We start from the raw sequence: 22177 nt of genomic DNA, 5'->3' as shown, positions 1-22177 counted from the left end.
TATGCCAGAAAAACAAAAACGAATTGGATCCGATGACATCAGGCCATTAAAAAAGGCCGAACAAAGGGTGCCTTTTTGGGGGATTTTAGCAATATGGGTGGCAGCAAATTTTGTTATCACTACTATTTTAACGGGTATGCTGTTTATCCCTAACATTTCATTTGGCCAGGCTGTGATGGTGAGTATCGTCGGTTCTGCAATCGGTGCGATTCCTCTAGCTTTAATGGGAAGAATCGGCACGCGGACCGGTCTTCCTACCATGGTAATTACAAGAGGAGCTTTTGGCCAAAAGGGAGCAATTTTACCAGCGGTAGCTAATACTATTGTGCTTGTAGGGTGGTGCTGGATTCAAGCGTATATGGCTGGGTTAAGCCTGGATTATGCTGTTTCTACTATCACCGGCTATAGTAACATAAATCTTTTTACTATTTTGACACAGTTGTTAGTTATTTTTATTGTGATCTATGGGCTGAGGGGAATTGAGACCACCCAAAAGTTTATTTCTCTTGCCATGCTGACCTTAGCTTTTGTTGTTTTCTTTCAACTTTTCAACCTTTATAACGTAAATGATTTGATCCAAATGCAAATTAGTCAAAATCCTGAAATAACGGCAATCATAGCCTTTGATATTGTAGTAGCGACCGCTTTTTCCTGGATGTCGTCCGTCAGTGACTACAACAGAGGAGCAAGAAGTGAAAAAGGAGCTATGGCGGCCACATACGGAGGGTATGTTATTGCCTCAACGCTGGCTCTGGGACTTGGAGCGGCTGTTGGGGGATTCAGTATTCTGCAAGGAATGGAACAAACCTACGATCCTACTGTTTTACTGGCACAGCATGGGTTTGGACTCATCGCAGCCATTGTCGTATTCTTTTCAGTTCTTTCTACAAACGCAATGGCCTTATACAGCGCGAATATGTCCTTGCTAAACATTATCCCAAAGGTGGATTTCTGGAAAGCGGCTTTGGGCCTGGGAATAATAACTGTGTTAGGAGCTCTTCTCAAAGAGGCTCTAATGGCTAATTTCTTTGACTTTATATTGTTAATTGCCACTCTTTATATCCCGATTTTTGCTATTGTCCTAACCGATTATTATATTTTGAAAAAAGGACGATATGATGCCGAAGAAATTGTGGAAAATGAAAAAGGAAGCTACATGTATAAAAACGGAATAAATATCTATTCTTATGTTGCCTATATCCTTGGAGCTGGATTTGCTCTTTACTTCACTTATATTTCACCGCTTGCTATCGGCTCCACGATCTTGACCTTCCTTGTATCAGGTCTCCTTTACTGGGGGTTAATGAGAGGGAAGTATACAGTAAAAAATAGAACCGATTTTTCTGAAAGGAGCAAATCAGCGTGATGCAATCCTCACAAGTTGCATTGATTCAGGATTCCTTTTTTCTTGGTGATAAGGAAAAAAACTACAAGCTTATGGAGGAACGGGTACACGAATGTAGCAGAAAATATCCCCAGGCAGAACTTCTTGTTTTTCCGGAAATGTCTGCCACAGGATACTTTCTGGATGCTACGATTCTTGAACAAGGAGAATCAAGAGAAGGAGAAACCTTTGAAAAAGTATCTTCACTCGCTAAAAGGAAAAATGTATATATCATTTACGGTTTTCCAGAGACAGCAGAACCTGGGGAAAACAGACTCTACAATTCTATTAACGTAGTTACGCCCCTTGGGGAAAGGGCTGCCACATACAGGAAGGTGCATGTGACAGCTTTGGAGAAGGCTTATTTTAAACCAGGCTCAAACATACAGACAGTCGAAACAGAGTTAGGGACTTTAGGGTTAATGATATGCTGGGATTTAGCTTTTCCAGAAATGGCTCGACTTCTTCAAAAAAAGGGGTCTCACCTTCTTGTGGCTCCGTCTGCCTGGGAAATGCCTTATCAGTATGCTTTTAAACAGTTTGCTGCCGCACGGGCAATAGATCAGTCTCTTTTTGTAGCAGCGGTGAACCATACAGGTCAAAGTGAAGTTTTGGATTTCTTTGGTGAGTCAGTATTTTTTCTTCCAGACGGTCAACTTGCCAGCCAGGGGCCATTCAAGCAAACAGACATAGTAACAGGGCATGTAAACCGGGCGTTCCAGCGTAAATGTAAATCTGAATTTTTTTGCATGGATATAGAAAGAAGAACGGATCTCTATGATGTTATGGCTGTTAAATAATGAATATATGAAGAGCTAAAAGGCTTGGACTACACAGTTTAATAAAGGAAAAGATGGGTCCAATTATTGTAAGTTGATAATAGGGTCCTTTTTTTATTTATGAAACGATCGATTAAGCTTCCTGGGAGTGCCATTTTTTATCAACGATTAAAAGAAGTCACAAAAAAGTCGAAATATATTATTGACCTATATATAATATTCCTGTATTATTATTAGAAATAACTTAATTTTTTGTTCCGTTTTTTTCCATTTACACTCGATGGACAAATGAAAGTCTATGAACGATTTATCTCTACCAACAGATATCTAACCACAAAAAACCTCAAAATTATACTGATTTTTTAGAATATTAAAAATTCTATTAGTTTAATTAAGGAATATTTTGTTTTTAGAAGAAAAGGTTTAACAGATGCATTCTAAGGAAATATAAAATACATCTTTTTTGCAGAGAACAACTGTTCATATAATAAATTTTTGAAAGAAAGGATGACTACCATGAAAGAACAACCATTGTTTTGGGCTTTATTAATGATGATGTCGTTTGGTTTTTTATTTTTTATAGGTGCTTATCAGTTTACTGAAACAGCACAAATTATACTCCAATCTGTCGGATTTGGCGGCTTCGTATTTTCTATGCTATACGGTGTTCTGATTACACAGCACCTTGAACAGAGAAAGGCTAGTGAACAAGAGGAGCACTATATAAAAAGTCCGTTAAAATAGGGAAAAATAACCGGGGAGAAATCCTCGGTTTTTTTATGTGTAGATTTCTGCACAACTCCACGAAAGGGTTCTTTCTGCAACATATAGTATTACGTGATAGAATGGGAAATACAATAGAGAAGATAGAATAAAGGAGATTTTTCATGTACATTGTCACCTCAACTGTTACTGTACCAAGTGAAAAGGCTGATGAAGTAATAGATATCTATCGAAATCGCTCGCGAGCAGTCGACAAGGCTAAAGGGTTTCGAACATTTCAGCTTTTACAAAATGATAAGAAGCCAGGAGAGCTGACAGTCCATCTAGAATGGGAGAGTAAAGCTGATTATCTCTCTTGGGTAACAAGTGATGAATATAAGAAGATTCATGAACTGGAAAAGAAATATCCGGATAAAGAACTGGCTTCGATCGTTCCAAAAGTCGGCCAGTATAAGGTAGTAGCTGAATGAGCAACGAAACAAAAGAAAAGATTGTAAAAGAAGTGTCAGAGGCTATTTACCAAGCATACCCATATTTATGGGAAAAGTTTGGGGAACATGGCAGGATAAAAACAGAGGAAGACAACTATCATCACCTTGATCACTTAGAAACAACGTATGAATTAAGGGACATTACCGTTTTTCTTGACTACACCAAGTGGCTGGAAAACGTGTTAACCAGCCGGAATGTCGGAACTTACTTAATCATAGACAATTTTGAAAGGCTCGTAAAAGCAATTCCTGGAAAAGTGGATAAGGAAAGAGAACAAGCCTTTCTTATGTATCTGCAGCAAGCTATCCAATTGTTGAAAAACAGCTGAGAAAGCAGAGGTGACGGATGTGAGCCCACAACCAGAAAAGCTGGCCCAGCTGTTCCTGGAGGGAAAAGAAAAGCAAGCCCTGGAGTACTTGCAAGAATTATGTAACGATGATAATAAGCTTTCCCTTTATGAAGATATGATCACTCCTGCTATGTATCATATTGGCGAGTTATGGGAATTGAATAAAATATCAGTAGCTGATGAACACTTGGCTACCGGGATATGTGATATGGTTATCTCACAAATGGAAAATCTTTATTTCAGAGATAAAACAACCCTCCCTGACGAAAAAAAGGTTATGTTGTTAGGAGTAGAGGAAGAGCAGCATTATCTAGGATTGAAGATGGCTGCTTCCGTGTTTAAAGATCAAGGGTGGACGGTCCGGTATTTGGGTCCGAACCTCCCTTTACATCATGCGCTGCAGTTTATAAATGAATGGAAACCGGAAGTGATAGGCGTATCAGCTGCCCTTTCATATCGTCTGCCAAAGCTGAAAGAATTTTTACAAGCTTTTCAGGAAGTGGATTTTGAGCCTGTAATTATTATTGGCGGTCGGATGACAAAAAAGCATGACCTTGATTCTTATTCAGAAAAAAAAGTGATAGTGTTAGAAGATTTAAGAAGCCTGCAATATTGGCTTGATAATGGGAGAGAAGGAGACATGAATGCAACAAGTTAACGAGCAATTGCCGATTCCTATCTTTTTAATAGATAAAAACCTTCAAATTCTTGGCTGCTCTCCCGAAGCCGAAGAGCAATTCAATGTCAACTTCTCATTGCTGGATGTGATTGAGGGGGAGAGCAGAGATAAGGTGAAGCAGCAAGTGCACCCGGATCAGGGGAAAAGGAAGCTGGAAATAAACGTTATTAATCAGAAAGAACAAGTGTTGCTGGCTGATTTATATGCAGGCTGGGAAAGCGAGCTGCACGGGAAAGTCTTTATTCAAATAAAAGAAGAGTCGATAAGCAGGGTTACTGATATGCTGGCTGAGCTTAGAACTCGCCTTCAGGATACTAACTTTGAACTATTAAAGGAAAAAGAAAAGCTTGAGCAAGCATTGATTGAAAATGATAGGCTTTCAGCACCCTTTATAGAGGTTACCGAAGATTTGGCACTCATACCTTTGTATGGTGAGGTTCATGAGGACAAAATGAACATTATTCGAGAAAAAATTCTTACGGCTTCTTTCGAACGGCCAGTAACTAACCTCTTATTTGATTTTACAGCTATTGGAGAAATAAAGGGAGAGGGGCTGCTGGTGCTAAAAAACATGTTTCAGTCTCTTACTTACATGGGGAAGAAGGTAGTAATTACCGGAGTGACTCCTAAACAGGCTAAGCGGCTTCATGAGCTTGACGTTCATTTAAATATTACATTTATTCAGTCGTTGGAAGCTGCTGTGAAAAAAGAAAGCAAAAGCTGATTCGGCTGCAACATGCAAAAGGGTGGCCCACGGGGGCTCACCCTTTTTTCATATCGATGTCAGCTTGTAGCCTTTTTTTGCACTGAGATACTGAAGCCCAAGACGGAAATTTGAAAAAGTCTTGGCTTTAATCTGAACACCGCTTCCTACAATTTCCTGGGCCAAATGAGTGGAAAAGCCTACATAAATCGTTTCTACTCCCATTAAACCGAGAGAGGTGGTAATTAAATCAATCTGACGTGCAATTTCAACCAGTGAAAAGTCTTCCTGATCTTTTAAATGAATTCCTGTAAAGTCGATGATTGCAGTGTCGGCATTATAGGCTTTGATGTTGTTAACTACTTTCTCACGAATTTGTTCTATTCTTTCAGCGTTCAATTGCCCTGTAAGTGGGATAAGGATCGTGTTCGGAACAATTGATGGAATAATAGGAGCGGATAAATCTTTAATCAGCTGCTGGTCTTCCTGTATTTGGATAGTGGCTTTTTCAAGCTCTTCACTATAATAATTGATATATTGTTCGCTGTAAGCAATGGTAGTGATATCTATCAGATCACATATCATATCAGTGATTTTAAAAGCTAATCCATAGGACAGGTTGTTGTCTTTAATCTCTTTTTCTGCTTCTTTACAGATCACTTTCCGAAAGAGGGATAAGCTTGATAAAGCTTCGGACAAGGAGCGATCTTCCTGTACAGCCAGCATCCCTGCTTTGTCAGCCCACTCTCTTATATCGTTGTTTAATTCTTTTTTCGAAGCAACAAGGCCTTCAGCAATAAGGTTGATTAATTCGAAACGCACATGAAAGAGAGCGCTGGAACTGTCATTTGTTTCTATTGCTTTTTGCTTGTCAATTTTTTCAGTGATTACTTCTGCAAGGCCGTGGGCGTTATGCTGGAGCCTGCTTTTTAACCTTGAGAGCTCATTTTTCATGGTGTCTCCCCCAATAAAAAAAATAAAATCTAGCACTATTTTACCACAATTTTATAAAATTACAGAGAACTATTTGTCAGGTGTTTGAACAAAAGGTGTATTTAAGTGTGTAGAAAAGTAAAGTGAAAGGAGGAGGAGAAAATGGATAAACAATTTCAAGAACAGGTGGATGGATTACTAGAGAAATACACTGAACTCTTGCTTGGGGAAAGTACTCCGGAGCTTAAGAAAAAAGTGGAAACATGGGCCCTTTATATGCATATTTCTAAAAACATGCCTCCATTAACAAGACATTGGATTGAGTCTTACCCGGATGCAAAGGAAAACATGAGAGAATTGACTGGGGAAATCAAAAGGCTGAATGAAGCTAATAGAAAGAAAGGGAAAGAAGATCAATAAGCAGGACAGCCCTTCTTCCGCTCCCACCATACCAAAGAGCGATGCAGAAGGGCTGCTTTTGTCTGCATACAGTCTGACGTTCGCCGCTGTTTGCACGACTTTCTTTATCTTATTGAGTCAACCCGCCGCTAGGCAGCTGGTTGTTATAACCGGTGAACTGCTGAAAGCTCTGTTGTAATGAACTTTGCTGAGCGGCATCAAAGCTGTACCACCCTTTTTCGAACATCACATTGAATAAGTGGCGCTGTGAATCCTGAGTTTCATTCATAATGGCAGCCAGGTCCTGATAAAGAGATTCATGGCTTGCCTCATTTAAAGCGATACTGTATGAGGAAGTCATATACTTTTCCGTAGTCAAAATATCATTTAGGAAATCCCGGTCATTCATGGCAGGGGACTTAGGAACTTGAGTTTCCGGATTTTGTATCTTGCTTTGCTGTGTCATATGTGTACTGCCTCCTTATTGAGTAGGTTGAATAGGCTGATTGTTAGATTGAAGGTGAGAAAGAATTTGCTGATAGTGGCGTACGTGCATTTGTGAGACACTTTCGAGTGCGCTCTTAACATCAGTGTCCGTACACTGTTGAGCGAAATAATGGGACTTTTTGGCGGCTAAAAGATTCCATGACAACATGTCAGTAATGTAAATTTCGTCCTTTGTCGTAACGACATTCGGCGGCTGAGGCATTACCTGCTGCTGATTTTGTTCGCTTTGCTGCTGCATAAAACAACCTCCTTTTTATATAAACACGTATTTAGTTTGAGAAATGAAGGAAGAAGCTATACAAAAAAATTATAAAAGTGAATTAGAAACAATTTTCTTGATGATAACAAGAAAAACCACTTTCTTTGTTAAAGGACTCAAAAAAAAATAATTTTCTGTAAGCACAGTATTGATATAATCAGGAATATAATTTATAGTAAGGATAGAAATGAACAGCCATTCAGAAAGTGGTTAATTTTTTTGTCTATATTATGAATGAGTATTCATTCAAGGAGAGGGAGGAAGACGATGAAAGGCAGCATTAACAAAGTCGCTGTTCTCGGTTCAGGAGTTATGGGATCGGGCATTGCAGCACATCTTGCAAACATTGGAATACCTGTCCTTCTATTGGACATTGCGCCAAAGGAACTTACAAATGAAGAAAAAGAAAAAGGCCTGGAGATCGACCATAAACAGGTAAAGAATCGGTTGAGTGCCACAGCTGTGAAGAAGCTGTTAAAGCAAAAGCCCGCTCCCCTTACTGTAAAAGAAAATATTACTCTTATTGAACCCGGAAACATGGAAGATGATATGAAACGGTTATCAGAGGTTGACTGGGTGATTGAAGTTGTCGTTGAAAACCTTGATATTAAGAAAAAAGTTTTTGCTGAAGTAGAAGCTAACATCACACCAGGTACAATTGTCAGCTCAAATACTTCAGGAATTTCTATAGAAGCAATGTCTGAAGACTGCTCACCTGAGTTCAGATCTAACTTCCTGGGTACGCACTTTTTTAACCCCCCTCGTTACTTAAAGCTTCTTGAGATCATTCCTACGAAAGATACGAGTGAAGAAGTGCTTTCCTTTATGAAGGAATTTGCCGAAAATACACTTGGGAAAGGAGTAGTGGAAGCGAAAGATACCCCTAACTTCATAGGAAATCGTATAGGAACTTATGGGCTTCTTGTTACTGTTCAGGAAATGTTGAAATCCGGATTTTCTGTCGGGGAAGTTGATTCCATTACAGGTCCGGCAATCGGACGGCCGAAAAGTGCAACTTTCCGCACACTTGATGTGGTTGGATTAGATACATTTCTGCACGTTGCAAAAAATGTATATGACCAGGTGGAAGGAGAAGAAAAAGAAACCTTTGATCCTCCACAATTTATGAAAGATATGGCGGAGAGAGGCTGGATCGGAAGCAAGGCAGGGCAAGGGTTCTTTGTGAAGAAGAAGGGTGAAAAAGGCAGTGAGATATTAGAGCTTGAGCCCGAAAGCTTCGAGTATGTCCCAAGAAAAAAGCTGAAAACAGCAGCAACTGAACAAGCAAAACAGGCAAAAAAGCTCCCTGATAAATTGAAAGTCCTTGTATATGCAGATGATAAAGCGGGTCAGTTTATATGGAGTGTACTTGCACCAGTGCTTATATATTCAGCTGAAAAAGCTGATGAAATTGCAAATGATGTTCTTGCCATTGATCAAGCGATCAAATGGGGATTTGGATGGGAAATGGGTCCGTTTGAAACGTGGGATGCCATTGGTTTGGAAAAATCTGTTGAAAAGATGGAGGGAGAGGGAAGAAGTGTTCCTGCATGGGTGAAGGAGATGCTTCAGAATGGTCATACATCTTTTTACCGTGGCAAAGAAGAGTTTTACCATAACGGAGAATACAAACAGATCGTAAAGAATAAAAAAGCAATTAATTTGAAAACGCTTAAATCCGATGACTCAAATGTCATCATGAAGAATAATGGGGCTTCACTCATTGATATTGGTGACGAGGTAGCTTGTCTGGAATTCCATTCTCCAAATAATTCTATCGGTCCTGATGTGCTGCAGATGATTAACAAATCCATCGATGAAGTAGAAAAGAACTACAAAGGACTGGTTATTGGGAACCACGGGAAGAATTTCTGTGTGGGTGCTAACCTGATGATGATTTTAATGGAAGCGCAAGACGGCGGCTTTTTTGAAATCGACATGGTGATTCGCCAATTCCAAAAGACGATGGCAAGGATCAGGTATGCAAACCGTCCGGTTGTGACTGCTCCCCATGGAATGACTCTCGGAGGTGGAACGGAAATCTGTCTTCCATCAGCAAGCATTCAAGCCTCTTCAGAGACTTACATGGGTCTTGTTGAAGTTGGGGTGGGATTAATTCCTGGCGGCGGAGGTAACAAAGAGCTTTATCTCCGTGGAATTGAAAGCCTGCCGGAAGGTGCACAAATTGACTTACAGGCTGTGGCAAATGATACGTTTGAAAAAATTGCTATGGCGAAGGTTTCCACCTCAGCTGATGAAGCCAGAAAAAATGGATTTTTAAGCTCCCGAGATGGTGTAACTTTTAATGGAGATCATACGATCCACAATGCAAAACAGCATGCCATCTTTTTACATGACACGGGCTACCGTCCGCCGCAGCGTAAAAAGATTCCGGTAGTTGGGGAATCTGGGTATGCTGCAATGCTGCTCGGAGCAAAAACCATGCAGTATGGAGGAATGGTTTCTGACCACGACGTGAAAATTGCCCAAAAGCTGGCATTCGTGTTAGCTGGAGGCCGCATAGCCAAAGGAACTGAAGTAGATGAACAGTACCTGCTTGACCTTGAACGTGAAGCTTTCTTAAGCCTGGTGGGAGAGCCAAAAACCCAGCAAAGAATGCAGCACATGCTGACAAAAGGGAAGCCGTTACGTAACTAGACTATATATGAAGAATGGAGGGAAGGGTCTTGAAGGAAGCGGTGATTGTGGCTGGGGCACGTACCCCGGTCGGAAAAGCAAAAAAAGGAACACTTGCTACCATGCGCCCTGATGATTTTGGCGCTTTAACCATAAAGGAAACCTTAAAACGAGCAAATAATTTCGATGCATCGCAAGTAGAAGATGTAATTATTGGCTGTGCCATGCCTGAGGCGGAACAAGGTATGAACCTTGCACGTAACATTTCTGCGCTGGCCGGCCTTCCTGTTAACGTACCTGCGATAACTATAAATAGGTATTGTTCGTCTGGTCTGCAAAGCATCGCTTATGCCGCCGAGCGAATTATGCTAGGAAACTCTGAAACTATTATTGCTGGCGGTGCTGAGTCTATGAGTCTAATCCCGATGGGGGGGCACGTGATTTCTCCTAACCCTGCCATCGTAGAGGAAATGCCTGAATATTACATGGGGATGGGTTACACGGCAGAACAAGTAGCCAAGGAATTTGATGTCAGCCGTGAAGACCAGGATGAGTTTGCAGCTGAAAGTCATAATCGGGCAGCTCGTGCAATAAAAGAAGGGAAATTTGACGAAGAAATTGTTCCTGTGGAAGTCACCATGCGTTCAGTAGGGGCAGACCATAAGCTGCAGGAAAAAGCAGTGACATTTTCCAGAGATGAAGGTGTAAGGGAAGGCACGACAAAAGAAACGCTTGCGAAACTGCGTCCCGCTTTTCACCCAAAAGGCTCAGTTACAGCGGGGAACGCTTCACAAATGAGTGATGGAGCAGCTTCTGTCCTTGTTATGAATCGTGAAAAAGCAGAAGCGGACGGATTAACTCCGTTAGTCAAATTCAAATCTTTTGCAGTGGCTGGTGTTCGCCCGGAAATCATGGGAGTAGGGCCTGTGGAAGCCATTCCAAAGGCTGTAAAGCAAGCGGGACTTGACCTTTCCGATATTGGGCTGTTTGAGTTGAATGAAGCCTTTGCATCTCAGTCTCTCCATGTTATTCGCAAGCTTGGTTTAGACTACGATAAAGTCAACGTAAACGGCGGGGCAATTGCACTTGGGCATCCTCTTGGCTGTTCAGGTACAAAGTTAACATTAAGCCTTATTCATGAAATGAAACGCCGTGGTGAACAGTTTGGCGTTGTTACTATGTGCATTGGCGGAGGAATGGGTGCAGCTGGAGTCTTTGAGCTTATTTAATATATAGATGGGGGTATGAAAATGAGCAGCACTACAGAGTTAGGGGTTAAAGGCGGAGGATTTTTAATTGAAGAAGTAAGAGCTGACCAGGTATTCACACCAGAGGATTTTAGTGAAGAGCATAAAATGATAGCAAAAACGACAGAAGAGTTTGTTGTGGGGGAGGTTGTCCCTCACATCGATGAAATAGAGAATCACCAGTTCGACATTTCGCGCAACCTGCTGACTAAAGCGGGAGAGCTTGGACTGTTGGGAGCAGATGTACCCGAGAAGTATGAAGGGCTTGGGTTGGACAAAATCAGTTCCTCTCTTATCACAGAAAAATTCTCCCGTGCTGGAGCCTTTTCTTTAAGCCACGGGGCACATGTTGGAATTGGTTCTCTGCCTATCGTGTTTTTTGGAAATGAAGAGCAAAAGAAAAAATATTTACCTCCGCTCTCGTCTGGAGAAAAAATTGCAGCCTACGCTCTTACAGAGCCGAGTTCTGGTTCAGATGCTCTTGGAGCGAAGACCACTGCAGTATTAAATGAAGAAGGTACTCATTACATTCTAAACGGGGAAAAGCAATGGATCACGAACTCCGCTTTTGCTGATATCTTTGTGGTATACGCAAAAATTGATGGAGAAAAATTCACTGCGTTTATTGTAGAAAAAGAGTATGACGGGGTAAGCACCGGACCAGAGGAAAAGAAAATGGGGATTAAAGGTTCTTCTACGCGTACCTTAATTTTGGAAGATGCAAAGGTTCCGGCCGAGAATGTGCTTGGAGAAATCGGCCGTGGACACGTGATTGCATTTAATATTTTAAATGTAGGGCGTTATAAGCTCGGGGTAGGATGTGTAGGAGGTTCAAAACGCGGGATTGAGCTTGCGGCTGCCTATGCGAATGAGCGCAAGCAGTTTAAAACTCCGATCGGAAAATTTACTGCCATTCAGGAAAAGCTTGGAACGATGGCTGTGCAGACTTACGCGGCTGAAAGTTCCATTTACCGCACAGGCGGGCTTTTTGAAGAGCAGCTTGGCAAACTCACAGATGAAGAACAGGAAGACGGAGGAAAGGTTGCTACATCAATTGCAGAATACGCCATTGAATGCTCCTTGAATAAATTCTTCGGATCCGAGGTTTTGGATTATGTGGTTGATGAAGCTGTTCAAATTCACGGGGGCTATGGCTTTATGGCCGAATATGAAGTAGAACGTGCCTACCGTGATTCCCGCATCAACCGCATATTTGAAGGCACAAATGAAATAAACCGTATGCTGGTGCCTGGCACCATTATGAGAAAAGCAATGAAAGGAGAGCTGCCTCTCCTTGAGAAAGCTCAGGGGCTTCAGGAAGAGCTTATGATGATGATGCCGGAAGAGCCTGGTGATGCTGCTTTGGAACAAGAGAAATATCTCCTTGGCAATGCGAAAAAGATCTTCCTCATGGTGGCAGGAAATGGAGCTCAAAAGTATGCTCAAGACTTGGAAAAAGAGCAAGAGCTTCTGATAAATGTTGCTGACATTGTAAGTGATATCTATGCCATGGAGTCTGTCATCCTCAGAACAGAAAAAGCAATCAATAAAAATGGCGAAAGCAAAGAGGGCAACAAGCTTTTGCTAACCCAAGTGTTCTGTCAGGAAGCGATGAACCGGATTGAAGCCAATGCAAAAGAATCTCTGGTTCACATGGAAGAAGGCGATACGCTTCGGTCCATGCTGGGCATTTTACGGAAGCTGGTTCGTCATACTCCAATCAATGTGGTAACGAAAAAGCGTGAAATTGCTGAGCGTGTACTCAAAGAAGAAAAATACGTTGTGTAACTTTGTTATTCAATTTGGGGTTTTATAACCTCAATATAATATATCTCCTTTCTTTGAAAGGTAATCTCCTCTCTGCTAAGTGAGGCAAAGAAGTCCCTATGGGGCTTCTTTGTCCATTTAACAAGCTTTTTACTTAGTTCTTTTCCAGGTTCCTACATACAAACTTACTTATTTCTCTTTCTTTCAAAAGATAGGATATAATAAAGAGGGATTTTATCAAAAAGGGGAGAAAGTAAAAATGAGCCTGACGTATTATGGGTATCCTTCATGCGGCACATGCCGAAAAGCAAAACGTTGGATAGAAGAGCATGGTATCGATTATAATGAGTACCATATCGTCGAAGATCCTCCCAGCCGTGACCGGATCAAGGAGCTCTATGAAAAGAGCGGACTTGAGCTTCGGAAGTTTTTTAATACGAGCGGCAAGAAATACCGTGAACTTGGCCTAAAGGATAAGGTGAAGACAGCGGGTGAGGACGAGCTTCTGGATATTCTGGCTTCAGACGGTATGCTCCTCAAACGCCCAATTGTAACCGACGGAACAAAGGTGTCAGTAGGGTTTAAAGAAGAGCAATTTGAGGAATTATGGAAGAGGTAATGCCTGCCAGGGCAGCCTGCTTTCAAAAAAGAAGTTGAAATGGAGGGATAATTATGAATCTGCCAAAAGAATTAAAGTATTCAGAGGAACATGAGTGGGTAAAAGAGGAAGACGGCAAAGTCCGCATTGGAATTACTGACTTCGCACAATCAGAGCTGGGAGACATCGTTTTTGTAGAGCTTCCGGAAGAGGGAGACGAAGTAGAAGCAGACGAGCCTTTTGGAAGCGTTGAATCTGTAAAAACCGTATCTGAATTGTATGCGCCAGTAAGCGGAAAAGTAGTAGAGGTGAACGAAGACCTTGACGATTCTCCTGAATTTGTTAATGATTCACCTTATGAAAAAGCATGGATGATTGTTGTTGAGCCATCCGACAAAAGTGAGCTTGACCAACTTATGTCAGCTGAAGAGTATGAGGAAATGGTTAGCGAAGACTAATCAACGGTACATAAGCACCCTGTAAAAGGGTGCTTTTTTAATTGGTGTCAGGCACCAAGACCTTGAAGTAACATAAATCAGGCCTAACCCCTTAGATAGAGGGGGAAATATATTACAATAGGCTGTGGTGCCAGGCACCTGACCCGGTAAAATAACCCACCTTGTCATTGTATTGACACTCTCTATTTCCCGTGCTAATATTCAATTTAGTGTTGAATATTGTAGAAAATAATTTAATGCTCTTATCAAGAGTGGTGGAGGGAAAGGCCCGTTGAAGCCCGGCAACCGTCAATGTGAGTTGATAAGGTGCCAATTCCTGCAATGCCCGCTGAGCGTTGCAAGATGAGAGAAAGGCGCATATACAGGACCTTTCTGCTCACTGATAAGCAGAAGGTTTTTTTCGTTTCTGCGGTGTTTGTTACTTAAAAGAAAATTAATAAAGAAGCTGCAGAAAGCTTCTTCATTTAAGGTGCACTTGGTTCCTGGAAATCAAGTGCTTATAACGGAAAGGGAACTAAGTTTCCAGATAAGTGAAATAGGATTTAAAATACCCAAGGGTGGTCTATATGATTACGTTAAAAAACTTAAAAAAGATTTTTAGTACAAAAAGTGGAACGGTCACTGCGGTTGACGGGGTCAACCTTACAATAGAAGAAGGCGAAATTTATGGTGTCATCGGGTACAGTGGAGCCGGCAAAAGTACATTGATTCGGATGCTTAATATGCTTGAGCGACCAAGTGAAGGCGAGGTTACTGTGGCCGGCAATAATATGTCCAACTTAAAAGGAAGGTCATTAAGAAAAGCCAGGCAGGAGATCAGCATGATATTCCAGCATTTCAATCTGCTTTGGTCCAGAACGGTTGCCGAAAATATTGCTTTTCCTTTAGAGATTGCCGGAACACCAAAAGAAGAAAGGCGGTCAAGAGTTAACGAACTTATTAAGCTAGTTGGCCTGGAGGGAAGAGGGGATGCCTATCCTTCTCAGCTTAGCGGGGGGCAAAAGCAAAGAGTAGGCATTGCCCGCGCTCTTGCGAACAACCCTAAAGTGCTATTGTGCGATGAGGCGACGTCCGCTCTTGATCCAAAGACAACAGATTCTATACTGGACTTACTAGTGGATATTAATCAAAAGCTTGGCCTGACCATTGTCCTGATTACCCATGAGATGCATGTCATTCGAAAAATCTGCCATCATGTAGCGGTTATGGAAGGTGGAAAAGTGGTAGAAGAGGGCCCTGTTCTTGATGTATTCCGCAATCCTAAGCAAGAGATGACCAAAGAATTTGTAAAACAAATTACTGAACCTGAAGAAACAATGGAAGCAATTTCTGAACTGTTAAAGGGAACAGAAGGCGGCCCCATCCTAAAGCTTACCTTTGTAGGTGATGATGCCGAACAGCCTTTGATGACTGAAATCATCCAGAAGTTCCAGGTGAGTGTCAATATTCTTCAAGGAAAGATTTCACAGACAAGGGAAGGGAGCTATGGCACATTGTTTGTCCGTCTGGATGGAACGGAAAGCAATTTGCAAAGTGCTCTTCAGTTTATTAAAGAGCAGCAAGTGGAGGCGGAGGTGTTAACTAATGATTGAGACTCTGTTTCCAAATGTACATTGGGAGCGGATGTGGGATGCTACCGTAGAAACGATTTATATGAGTCTTGTATCGGTAGCAGCTACGTTTGTTCTTGGTATTTTACTAGGACTTCTCCTTTACCTTACGGGCAAGGGGAACTTGTGGGAAAACAGGTTTGTAAACAGCATTATTGCGGGTTTTGTAAATTTATTCAGGTCTATTCCTTTCATTATATTAATTATCCTGCTGATCCCCCTGACAACCATTATAGTAGGGACAATGCTTGGGCCAAGCGCGGCCTTGCCGGCACTTATTATCGGGGCAGCACCATTTTACGCCCGTATGGTTGAAATTGGACTCCGTGAAGTTGACAAAGGTGTCATTGAAGCGGCTCAGTCTATGGGAGCAAATCAGCAGCAGATTATTTTCAAAGTTTTATTGCCTGAGTCCATGCCAGCATTGATTTCCGGTATTACAGTAACAGCTATAGCTTTAGTAAGCTATACCGCAATGGCTGGAGTAATTGGTGCAGGAGGACTGGGAGATTTAGCTTTCCGGGAGGGTTTCCAGCGGAATAATCCCGATGTTACCTTAGTGGCTACCATTGCCATCCTGATTATTGTATTTGTTCTACAATGGATTGGCGATCGGCTTACACATACAATTGATAAAAGATAAAGGAGGAGAAACGTACATGAAGTATTTATTGCATGTTTTATCTGTGTTTGCATTAGTACTTGTTCTGGCAGCCTGCGGCACAGCCGAGGAGGACGATACTGCAGGAGATGGTGAGGGAGACGGCACAGAGGTTGATGTAGAAGAAGCAGAAGAGGGCGTTGAAGAAGATGATACTGATGCTACAGAGGAAGAGGAGCAGGAGCTCACAATTGGAGCTTCGAATGTCCCTCATGCTGAAATCTTAGAATTTGCATCTGATCAACTTGAAGAAGAAGGTATTACTCTTGATATTAGAACGTTTAATGATTATATCGTTCCTAACCAGGCGCTTGATCAAGAAGAATTGGACGCAAATTATTTCCAGCACATCCCGTACCTTGAGTCTCAAATTGAGGAGCATGGCTATGATTTTGAAAATGCCGGCGGAATCCATATTGAGCCGATTGGTGTTTACTCTCAGGAGTATGACAGCTTAGATGACCTGCCTGAAGGTGCTGAAATTATCATGAGCAGCTCAGTGGCTGACCATGGAAGAATCTTATCAATGCTTGAAGACGAAGGGCTTATCACCTTAACTGAAGGGGCAGGTGTGGAAGCTACCATTGATGATATTGAAGAAAACCCTAGAGACCTCAATTTTCGTGATAACGTAGAAGCAGCTATGCTTCCACAGGCTTTTGATAATAACGAAGGCGATGCTGTTCTTATTAACTCCAATTATGCGATCGACCACGGCTTATCACCAGCTGAAGATGCTATTGCTATTGAATCTCCAGATGATAACCCATATGTGAATGTGATTGCTGTGCGCAGCGGCGATGAAGATAATGAAGCAATTCAAACGTTAGTCGAAGTGCTTCGTTCTGAAGAAGTTCAAGATTTTATTCTTGAAGAATACGATGGGTCTGTTATCCCAGTTAACGAGTAATAATAGAGTGAAATGCCGGTTCCTTGAAGGAGCCGGCATTTTTTATTATTAATTTATTAAACGTATTCTTTTATTTTATATGTATGGTAAAGAAACGGTAAGGTCCTTCCTTACTCAAAAAGGCAGGGGCTGTATGTGCCTGAGAGTGAAGAATAAAGGGAAGGCACAGGCTTACAGAAAAAGAGCTCTTTGTGTATGAACATGGAATTTTTGTAAACCCTAAAGTTTGATATGGAGATTAAGGAGGAGAACGATAATGAATCAATCGCAGGATAACCAGGAAACATCACTTATTCAACAAGCATTGCATGACTACAAAGCGGGTTTAGGACACTTTACTGAGCAGATTCCTCATATTGCGCGTAAATATAATGCTTTTACTGAAGCGTGTTTTGAAGAAGGGGAATTGTCTCAAAAAGAAAAACAGCTGATTGCTCTGGGCCTGAGTGTATATTCACAAGATGAGTATTGTATTATTTATCATACACAGGGATGTCTCGATCAGGGATGCAGTGAAAAGGAGATATTAGAAGCCTTAGGAGTGACCGCTGCCTTTGGAGGCGGGGCTGCCATGAGTCAGGCAGTGACTCTCGTACAAGAAGCCATTCAGGACCTTCAGCAAAATACTCACTAATTTGAACGCCTTTTCTTGGCAGTCATGTTACAAGAAGGGCAAGGGGTGTCCCGGTTACATGTTTACTTGCGCAAAATTTTCAACACAGCCTTTTCTGTAAGGTGAAGGGTCCTAGGGAAAAATGGTTGTGAGAGTGAGCGTATAAACAGAACAGAGCGGCGGCGCCCCTCTGTTCTTTTACGTCCCTTTCTGCCTTAAACATGAAGGAACAGCTGACAGGTTTCTTAAACGCTTCTCTCCTTTTTTGCAAAGATTTGTTACAATAAAAAAATACGTGCTTATAAACATAGAATAAATCCTCACCTTCGGGCAGGAAGGCACATAGTGAGAACTTTTTTAAATATATTCAATCTTCAGGACATATGGTACGATGAAACTTCTTGGCCGCGATAGTTGTAACATAGTAGTTATTCAAGGTAAACTAGGTAAAGATTATGTTTAACAACACAGGGATAGTGGTAACTCCTTGAACTTAGTTTGGATTTGTTATAAAATTATAATGATAATAGATTGAGAATAAGGGGTATGCAAGTCACCCATTATATTTATAAATATGGAGGTATTTTTAGATGTCAGCACCTAACCTTAAGATCGAAAATCTTCATGTAGCTATTGAAGGAAAAGAAATTATTAAAGATTTTAACCTTGAAATTAACGGTGGAGAAATACACGCAATTATGGGACCTAACGGTACGGGGAAATCTACCCTCGCTTCTGCTATTATGGGGCATCCTAAATATGAAATTACGAGCGGTAAAGTCTTTTTAGGCGGAGAAGACGTTTTGGATATGGAAGTAGATGAGCGTGCAAGAGCCGGGCTTTTCCTGGCTATGCAGTATCCGAGTGAAATCGCTGGTGTAACAAATGCTGATTTCATGCGTTCAGCCATTAATGCTGGCCGAGAAGAAGGAAAAGAAATCTCTCTTATGAAATTTATCCGCAAAATGGATGAAAAAATGGACGTTCTGGATATGGACCAGGCTTTCTCCCAGCGTTACCTGAATGAAGGCTTTTCCGGTGGGGAGAAAAAGCGTAACGAAATTCTTCAGCTTCTTATGCTTGAACCAAAGATCGCTATTCTTGATGAAATTGACTCTGGTCTTGATATTGATGCCTTAAAAGTCGTTTCTAATGGAGTTAACGACATGAGAGGGCCTGAGTTTGGCTGTTTAATTATCACTCACTACCAGCGTCTATTGAACTACATCACTCCTGATAAAGTCCATGTCATGATGCAAGGACGTATTGTGAAAACCGGCGGGGCAGAACTTGCTGAGCGCCTGGAAGCAGAAGGCTATGACTGGATTAAAGAAGAGCTTGGCATTGAAGATGAAAAAGTCGGCCAAGAAACGCAAGCGTAGGAGGTTATATCATGTCAGTGGATACTAAGTTGACGTTCGACGAACAATATATCAGAGATTTTTCAAAAGGAAAGGGCGAACCTGAGTGGCTGACTGCACAACGAGTGGCTGCCTACCAGCTTGCGGAAAAGCTTGGTTTGCCAAAACCGGAAAAGACCAACATTACAAAATGGAATTTCACTGAATTTAAACATGAGGGCAAGCCTTCTGAAACTTTTGATAAAGTGGAAGACCTTGATGAAAATATTCAAAAACTTATCGATAAGAGCACTGGTGAACAAAATGTGATAGTTTATCGTGACGGAGTTCCGGTTTATAAAAATGTAAGCAGTGCTTTAGAAGAGCAGGGTGTCATTTTTACCGATATGCAGACAGCCGTTCAAAACCATGAAGAGCTTGTGAAAAAGTACTTTATGGGCAAAGCGGTTGATGTAGATGAGCACCGCTTAACTGCACTTCACGTAGCTCTTATGAACGGCGGTACCTTCCTCTATGTGCCAAAGAACGTAGAGATCACAGTGCCTCTTCAAACGATTAACTGGCAAGAGGACGGGGAAGCTGCTCTATTCAACCACGTGATTGTTGCTGCTGAAGATAACAGCAAGGTGACATTTTTAGAGAACTACGTGTCATTTAATAAAGAAGCTGCTGCTGTAGCAAATAATGTAGCAGAAGTATATGCAGGACCCGGATCCAACATTACATTCTGCGGCGTAGATAATTTTGAAAAAGGCGTGACCACTTACACAAACCGTCGTGGCCACGTAGAGAAGGATGGAAGAATTGACTGGGTGCTTGGCCAAATGAACGAAGGAAATACTGTTTCTGAAAATATTACTCTCCTCGTTGGAGATGGATCCTATGGAGACACGAAAACAGTGACCATCGGACGTGGGGAGCAGAGCCAGAACTTTGTTTCCAATATGGTTCATTTCGGCAAGAATTCCCGTGGGTATATCTTGACTCATGGGGTCATGAAGGATAAAGCAAGCTCAATCTTCAATGGGATTACAAAGATTGAGCATGGGGCAACCAAGTCTGACGGAGTACAGACAGAACGTGTTCTTATGCTAAGCGAGAAAGCACGGGGAGACGCCAACCCGATCCTCTTGATTGATGAAGATGATGTTACGGCAGGACACGCAGCATCAGTAGGGCAAATTGATCCAATGCAAATGTTCTACATGATGAGCCGCGGAATCTCCCGGACAGAAGCCGAACGCTTGATTATTTTTGGTTTCCTGGCACCTGTAGTAAACGAACTGCCTATTGAATCTGTAAGAAACAGCCTTACTGAACTTATTGAAAGGAAGGTTTACTAATGGATGTACGTGAAATCCGCAAGATGTTTCCCATCTTGGATCAGGAGGTCAATGGCCATCCTTTAGTATATTTAGATAGCTCAGCCACTTCTCAAAAGCCTGTACAGGTGATTGAGAAGTTGGATGACTATTACCGACGGTATAACTCCAATGTACACCGTGGTGTCCACACCCTGGGAACACTGGCTACTGAAGGCTATGAAGGAGCAAGGGAAAAGGTCAGGGCTTTCATTAATGCCAAAAGTACAGAAGAGATCGTGTTTACGAGGGGGGCAACAGCTGCCCTCAACCTGGTAGCTTCAAGCTACGCCCGCGACAACCTCTCAGAAGGCGATGAGATTGTTATTACACAAATGGAGCATCATAGTAATATCATTCCCTGGCAGCAGGCAGCTAAGGCTACAGGAGCGACTCTAAAGTATATTCCTATGCAGGAAGACGGATCCATTTCCCTTGAAGATGTAAGGGAAACGGTTACGGATAACACAAAGATTGTAGCTGTAATCCAGGTTTCCAATGTATTAGGTACAATCAATCCGGTAAAAGAAATTACGTCTATTGCTCACGAAAAAGGAGCAGTATCCGTAATAGATGGCGCACAAAGCATTCCTCATATGAAAGTGGATGTGCAGGATATTGATTGTGATTTCCTGGCATTTTCCGGTCATAAGATGTGTGGGCCAACTGGAATCGGGGTATTGTATGGTAAAAAGCAGTGGCTGAATAACATGGAGCCCGTTGAATTCGGCGGCGAAATGATTGATTTTGTTGATTGGCAGGAATCTACCTGGAAGGAGCTTCCGTGGAAGTTTGAAGGTGGAACCCCAATTATCGGAGGAGCCATTGGGCTGGCAGCAGCCATTGATTTTCTGAACGAAATAGGGCTTGATAATATAGAAGAGCATGAAACGAAGCTCGTCAATTATGCAATCGAAAGGCTTCAAAACGAAGTGAAAGGATTGCAGATATATGGACCGAAAAAACGGGCGGGGATTGTCACTTTTAATGTAGACAACGTCCATCCTCATGACCTGGCAACAGTTCTTGATTCTGAAGGAATAGCAGTCCGGGCAGGCCATCATTGTGCCCAGCCGCTGATGAGGTGGCTGAAAGCGACAGCAACTGCCCGTGCCAGCTTTTATTTATATAACACCGAAGAAGATGTTGATGCTCTAGTGAAAGGCCTAATAAAAACAAAGGAGTATTTCGGTGATGTCTTTGCATAGTAACAATCTAGATACCCTATACCGGCAAGTCATCATGGATCACTATAAGAATCCCCGAAACCGCGGAGGTATTGAGGGAGATACGTTAACAGTGAACATGAATAATCCTACATGCGGAGACCGCATCGAACTTCAAATGCAAGTGGAGGATGGAAAGATTTCTGAAGCTAAGTTTTCAGGTGAAGGCTGTTCGATCAGTTTATCCTCTGCTTCGATGATGACTGAAGTAATTAAAGGAAGACCTGTCGAAGAAGCGCTTGAACTAGCAGATATTTTCTCCAAGATGATGCAGGGAGAAGATTATGATGATGAAAAATTTGACCTTGGTGATATAGAAGCCCTTCAAGGGGTTCAGAAGTTTCCTGCACGAATTAAATGTGCAACCTTAGCATGGAAGGCCATGGAAAAAGGATTAAATAACGAAGAAGAATAGGAAGAAGGCGTTTTGTACCTGAAGAAGAAAGTTAGGTACAGAAGGCTGACTTCGGGACTTGTGATTTTATAAGCATGCATCGCATGCTACTTTTAAGGAGGGTTTT

At 41.9% G+C, this 22177-nt stretch carries 24 protein-coding genes and 1 riboswitch; of the genes, 21 read left to right on the top strand and 3 right to left on the bottom strand.

What is annotated here, in order from left to right:
- Position 1: 1 nt before the first annotated feature.
- From ACFPU1_RS00340 to ACFPU1_RS00310, 7 genes are all read left to right on the top strand, one after another.
- Positions 2-1366 carry a purine-cytosine permease family protein gene (locus tag ACFPU1_RS00340; RefSeq protein ID WP_054636141.1) on the top strand — a complete coding sequence of 455 codons (1365 nt, stop codon included), beginning with the start codon at positions 2-4 and terminating at the stop codon, positions 1364-1366.
- On the top strand, positions 1366-2184 hold the full coding sequence (locus tag ACFPU1_RS00335; RefSeq protein ID WP_385938213.1) for a carbon-nitrogen hydrolase family protein: 819 nt from the start codon (positions 1366-1368) through the stop codon (positions 2182-2184). The genes ACFPU1_RS00340 and ACFPU1_RS00335 overlap by 1 nt, the downstream gene beginning before the upstream one ends.
- A gap of 495 nt (positions 2185-2679) precedes the next feature.
- Positions 2680-2907 carry a hypothetical protein gene (locus ACFPU1_RS00330; protein WP_385937151.1) on the top strand — a complete coding sequence of 76 codons (228 nt, stop codon included), beginning with the start codon at positions 2680-2682 and terminating at the stop codon, positions 2905-2907.
- Positions 2908-3050: 143 nt separating this feature from the next.
- Entirely contained in the window at positions 3051-3356 is a 306-nt protein-coding gene (locus ACFPU1_RS00325) for an antibiotic biosynthesis monooxygenase family protein (protein WP_054636145.1), read from the top strand.
- Positions 3353-3706 carry a hypothetical protein gene (locus tag ACFPU1_RS00320; RefSeq protein ID WP_385937148.1) on the top strand — a complete coding sequence of 118 codons (354 nt, stop codon included), beginning with the start codon at positions 3353-3355 and terminating at the stop codon, positions 3704-3706. The genes ACFPU1_RS00325 and ACFPU1_RS00320 overlap by 4 nt, the downstream gene beginning before the upstream one ends.
- Before the next feature lie 19 nt (positions 3707-3725).
- Positions 3726-4385, top strand: coding sequence for a cobalamin B12-binding domain-containing protein (locus ACFPU1_RS00315; protein WP_385937145.1), 660 nt, complete (start codon positions 3726-3728; stop codon positions 4383-4385).
- Positions 4372-5130 carry an STAS domain-containing protein gene (locus ACFPU1_RS00310; RefSeq protein ID WP_385937142.1) on the top strand — a complete coding sequence of 253 codons (759 nt, stop codon included), beginning with the start codon at positions 4372-4374 and terminating at the stop codon, positions 5128-5130. The genes ACFPU1_RS00315 and ACFPU1_RS00310 overlap by 14 nt, the downstream gene beginning before the upstream one ends.
- A 48-nt stretch (positions 5131-5178) precedes the next feature.
- On the opposite strand, the gene ACFPU1_RS00305 is transcribed toward ACFPU1_RS00310, so the two are convergent.
- Positions 5179-6063 (bottom strand): STAS domain-containing protein, encoded by an 885-nt coding sequence (locus ACFPU1_RS00305; protein ID WP_385937139.1) that lies wholly within the window; start codon positions 6061-6063, stop codon positions 5179-5181.
- A gap of 141 nt (positions 6064-6204) precedes the next feature.
- Between ACFPU1_RS00305 and ACFPU1_RS00300 the strand changes: the two genes are divergently transcribed.
- A complete protein-coding gene (locus ACFPU1_RS00300; protein WP_054636150.1) occupies positions 6205-6462 on the top strand; it encodes a DUF2573 family protein in 258 nt (85 codons plus the stop codon).
- Positions 6463-6571: 109 nt separating this feature from the next.
- On the opposite strand, the gene ACFPU1_RS00295 is transcribed toward ACFPU1_RS00300, so the two are convergent.
- Positions 6572-6907, bottom strand: a complete 336-nt coding sequence (locus ACFPU1_RS00295) for a spore coat protein (RefSeq protein WP_385937135.1) — start codon at positions 6905-6907, stop codon at positions 6572-6574.
- A gap of 15 nt (positions 6908-6922) precedes the next feature.
- On the bottom strand, positions 6923-7186 hold the full coding sequence (locus ACFPU1_RS00290) for a YvdQ family spore coat protein (RefSeq protein WP_054636151.1): 264 nt from the start codon (positions 7184-7186) through the stop codon (positions 6923-6925).
- A 288-nt stretch (positions 7187-7474) separates the two neighbouring features.
- Here ACFPU1_RS00290 and ACFPU1_RS00285 point away from each other — a divergent pair, with 288 nt between their 5' ends.
- The 13 genes from ACFPU1_RS00285 to sufU all read left to right on the top strand — a co-directional run bounded on the left by ACFPU1_RS00285 (position 7475) and on the right by sufU (position 22071).
- Complete coding sequence (locus ACFPU1_RS00285; RefSeq protein ID WP_385937132.1) at positions 7475-9865, top strand: 3-hydroxyacyl-CoA dehydrogenase/enoyl-CoA hydratase family protein; 2391 nt, start codon at positions 7475-7477, stop codon at positions 9863-9865.
- A gap of 29 nt (positions 9866-9894) precedes the next feature.
- Entirely contained in the window at positions 9895-11073 is a 1179-nt protein-coding gene (locus tag ACFPU1_RS00280) for an acetyl-CoA C-acetyltransferase (protein WP_385937129.1), read from the top strand.
- 21 nt (positions 11074-11094) lie between these two features.
- The gene (locus ACFPU1_RS00275; protein WP_385937127.1) at positions 11095-12879 is read left to right on the top strand and encodes an acyl-CoA dehydrogenase family protein; all 1785 of its coding nucleotides are present in this window, start codon (positions 11095-11097) and stop codon (positions 12877-12879) included.
- Between the two features lie 238 nt (positions 12880-13117).
- Positions 13118-13477, top strand: a complete 360-nt coding sequence (locus ACFPU1_RS00270; protein ID WP_054636152.1) for an arsenate reductase family protein — start codon at positions 13118-13120, stop codon at positions 13475-13477.
- A 53-nt stretch (positions 13478-13530) separates the two neighbouring features.
- Positions 13531-13914, top strand: a complete 384-nt coding sequence (gene gcvH / locus ACFPU1_RS00265; protein ID WP_054636153.1) for a glycine cleavage system protein GcvH — start codon at positions 13531-13533, stop codon at positions 13912-13914.
- A gap of 239 nt (positions 13915-14153) precedes the next feature.
- Positions 14154-14263, top strand: a riboswitch (SAM riboswitch).
- Positions 14264-14480: 217 nt separating this feature from the next.
- Positions 14481-15506 carry a methionine ABC transporter ATP-binding protein gene (locus tag ACFPU1_RS00260; RefSeq protein ID WP_054636154.1) on the top strand — a complete coding sequence of 342 codons (1026 nt, stop codon included), beginning with the start codon at positions 14481-14483 and terminating at the stop codon, positions 15504-15506.
- Entirely contained in the window at positions 15499-16167 is a 669-nt protein-coding gene (locus tag ACFPU1_RS00255) for a methionine ABC transporter permease (protein ID WP_054636155.1), read from the top strand. The genes ACFPU1_RS00260 and ACFPU1_RS00255 overlap by 8 nt, the downstream gene beginning before the upstream one ends.
- A gap of 16 nt (positions 16168-16183) precedes the next feature.
- Positions 16184-17095 carry a MetQ/NlpA family ABC transporter substrate-binding protein gene (locus ACFPU1_RS00250; RefSeq protein ID WP_385937122.1) on the top strand — a complete coding sequence of 304 codons (912 nt, stop codon included), beginning with the start codon at positions 16184-16186 and terminating at the stop codon, positions 17093-17095.
- Positions 17096-17351: 256 nt separating this feature from the next.
- A complete protein-coding gene (locus ACFPU1_RS00245) occupies positions 17352-17729 on the top strand; it encodes a carboxymuconolactone decarboxylase family protein (RefSeq protein ID WP_054636156.1) in 378 nt (125 codons plus the stop codon).
- 569 nt (positions 17730-18298) lie between these two features.
- Positions 18299-19090, top strand: a complete 792-nt coding sequence (gene sufC, locus ACFPU1_RS00240) for a Fe-S cluster assembly ATPase SufC (protein WP_385937118.1) — start codon at positions 18299-18301, stop codon at positions 19088-19090.
- 11 nt (positions 19091-19101) lie between these two features.
- Complete coding sequence (gene sufD / locus ACFPU1_RS00235; RefSeq protein ID WP_385937115.1) at positions 19102-20412, top strand: Fe-S cluster assembly protein SufD; 1311 nt, start codon at positions 19102-19104, stop codon at positions 20410-20412.
- Complete coding sequence (locus ACFPU1_RS00230; protein WP_385937112.1) at positions 20412-21638, top strand: cysteine desulfurase; 1227 nt, start codon at positions 20412-20414, stop codon at positions 21636-21638. The genes sufD and ACFPU1_RS00230 overlap by 1 nt, the downstream gene beginning before the upstream one ends.
- Positions 21631-22071 (top strand): Fe-S cluster assembly sulfur transfer protein SufU, encoded by a 441-nt coding sequence (sufU, locus tag ACFPU1_RS00225; RefSeq protein ID WP_385938210.1) that lies wholly within the window; start codon positions 21631-21633, stop codon positions 22069-22071. The genes ACFPU1_RS00230 and sufU overlap by 8 nt, the downstream gene beginning before the upstream one ends.
- Positions 22072-22177 lie beyond the last annotated feature (106 nt).

Origin of the sequence: Thalassorhabdus alkalitolerans (genome assembly GCF_042656525.1) — a bacterium.
Classification (GTDB): domain Bacteria; phylum Bacillota; class Bacilli; order Bacillales; family Marinococcaceae; genus Thalassorhabdus; species Thalassorhabdus alkalitolerans.
Note: the sequence above shows the minus strand (reverse complement) of the source record. Positions and strands in the feature narration are given on the sequence as shown.